Here is a 3,061-nt window from a genome sequence, read left to right on the forward strand (position 1 = left end):
ATTGGGTTGGAAGGTAAAATTGAATGATGTCAATTTACAAAATATCGCTTTCCGATTTGATGATATGCAATCTAAACCAATTGCAAAAGGAATTGATTATTACCATTTGGATTTAAATAAATTCAATCTCGAAGCCGAGAAATTATATTATGGAAACGATACGATTTCGGGAAATATAAAATCACTTGTTGTAAATGAAAAAAGCGGATTAGAAATCCAATCTTTAAAAACAGATTTCTTTTATGGCCCGAAAAATGCTTATCTGGATAATTTGTATTTGAGAACGCCGCAAACATTGCTTCAGAATAAAATAAAAGTAAGCTATCCATCGCTTGATGCACTGAAAAAAGATATTGCAAATCTTAGTTTGGATGCGAATTTAAATCAGTCAAAAGTTGGATTCAAAGATGTTTTATTGTTCGTTCCCGATTTGCAAAAAACAAATCCTTTCAAAAGTAACCCAAACGCGATTGTTTATGTAAATACCAGATTAAATGGAAAGATAAAAAATTTAAATATTTCTCTATTTGAAATGAGCGGAATTGGAGCAACCAAAGTCTCATTATCGGGAAAAATCACTGGTTTGCCTGATGCTCAAAAAGCGTTTTATGATTTAGATATCAAAAAATTATCCAGCACTTCTAAAGATGTGTATTCTTTTGTGCCCGAAAAAACAATTCCAAACTCGATTCAATTGCCTTCGCAGTTTGATTTACGAGGAAAATTCAAAGGTTCTGTACAGAATTTCAAAACCAATTTGGCTTTAAACAGCAGTTTTGGAAATGCAAAAGTAGATGCTTTATTTGACCAGCGCATTAAAAAACAAGAACGTTACGATGCAATGGTTTCTTTGGTTGATTTCGATTTGGGTCGATTAATCAAAAAGGATTCTATTGGAAAAATTACGCTAAAAGCAAAAGTAAGAGGCAAAGGCTTGGATCCAAAAACAGCTCAGGCAGAACTGGACGGAATTGTTCAAAAAGCCGTTTATAATCGTTATACGTACAGAGATTTAACGGTAAAAGGAAATATAGCAAACGGATCTTTCGCATTAAAATCAGGAATGAAAGACCCAAATTTAAATTTCAACCTTGCTGCAAGTGGAAATACGCAACAAAAATATCCAGCCATTCAATTAAAATTGAACCTAGATATTGCTGATCTCGAAAAATTGAATCTTCACGCCGGACCGATGAAATTACGCGGAAATGTTGATGCCGATATTGCCAATAGTAATCCGGATTTTCTTAACGGAAAAGTGTTTCTCTCGAACATTCAAATTTTGCAGGAAGCAGAACCAATTGTGTTGGATTCGGTTAAAATTGTAGCTTTTGCGGATAACGAAAAAAACAACATCAAAATTTCTTCTCAATTTCTAAAAGCCGAAATTGACGGTAAATACAAGTTAACCACATTAACAGCAGCATTAAAAAAATCGCTTTCAAAATATATGGATTTAAAAAATCCGAAAGTGAATGGCGAAGCTGACGAACAACGATTGGCCTTTACAATTACGGTTGATAATGATCCGGTGCTTTTTAAAATAATTCCAAAATTAACTGGTTTGGAGCCTATTAAAATTACAGGAAAGTATAATAACGTTGCCGATTCTTTGGAAATAAAAGGCACAATTCCGAGAATTGTTTATGCTAATAATACCATTGCTGACGGAAAAATAAATGTCGAAGCCAAAGAAAATGCTTTGGAATATCAAATTTCGTTCGGAACAATTGAAAGCGGAGAGTTAAAAATTCCGTTCACAAATTTCTCTGGAAAAATTGAAAACAACATATTGAGTTACGCTCTCCAAGTGAGTGATGTGAAAAAGAAACAACAGTATTTTATTGCTGGAGAATTTCTGCGTCAGGATGCTAAAAATATCCTGAAAATTAACTCTGATGACTTCATGCTTAATTATGAAAAATGGAATATCAATCCTGAAAATTCTATTGAATTTGGAGATAAAAGGCTTTATGTCAACAAATTTTTCTTAGATAATGCGGGCAACGAACTAAAAATTCAATCACAGGGTACGCAGGCTAATGCACCAATTCAACTTGATTTTGTTAATTTCAAAATCGAGAGCCTAATGAATGTACTCAAAAAAGACAAACCACTGATGCAAGGTTTGATTAACGGAACAGCGGTTGTACAAAACGTGATGACTTCGCCAATTTTTACTTCGGATATCAAAATAGATAATTTTGCTTTCAAAGCGGAACCAGTCGGAAATATAGAAATAAAAGTGGATAACAAAACGACAAATACGCTTGTTGCAAATGTGGTTTTGACAGGTGAAGGAAACGATTTAAAACTTGATGGCACTTACAAAATCAGTGACAGTAATTTTGATTTTAATGTTGACATTAATAAATTAAATATCAAAAGTATTCAAGGTTTTACGATGGGAAATGTTACCGATGGTTCAGGGTTTTTGTCAGGAAATCTGAAGCTTACCGGAAACACTAAAGCCCCAAATGTGAATGGCGAATTAAATTTTAATGATACTGGTTTCAGAATTACAAAACTCAATTCTTACTTTAAAACTGATGAAAAAGTCACTTTCAATAATGATCTAATTACGTTTGATACGTTTACGCTTTATGATGAAAATAATAATGAACTAGCGATAAACGGAACCATTCAATCTCCTGATTTCAGAAATTATAATTTCAATTTGACAGTTATTGCACATGATTTTAGAGCGATACATTCTAAAGCATCTGATAATGATTTGTTTTACGGAGATTTGTTTTTTGATACCAAACTAAACGTAAAAGGAACGCTTGAAAATCCAATAGTTGGCGGTAATATTAAGATAAATAAAGAAACCAAATTTACAGTTGTTTTACCACAATCAGATCCTTCAATCGCCGATAGAGAAGGAATTGTTGAGTTTGTCGATGAAGATAATCTGTACCTGAAACAAACTAAAGAAATAAAACAAAAACTGAATCAGTCAGATTTGATTGGAATGGATGTCAGCGTGGATATTTCTTTGGTAAAAGAAGCATCATTGACCCTGATAATTGATAAAGGAAATGGAGATTATCTTAATCTA

At 32.8% G+C, this 3,061-nt stretch carries 1 protein-coding gene; it reads left to right on the forward strand.

Annotated elements, in window-relative coordinates; genetic code table 11:
• Window positions 1-3,061, forward strand: a 3,061-nt coding sequence (locus VLC96_RS17605; protein WP_325265032.1) for a translocation/assembly module TamB domain-containing protein, incomplete at both ends; no start/stop codon positions are given.

The organism is Flavobacterium sp., from assembly GCF_035456085.1.
GTDB lineage: Bacteria > Bacteroidota > Bacteroidia > Flavobacteriales > Flavobacteriaceae > Flavobacterium.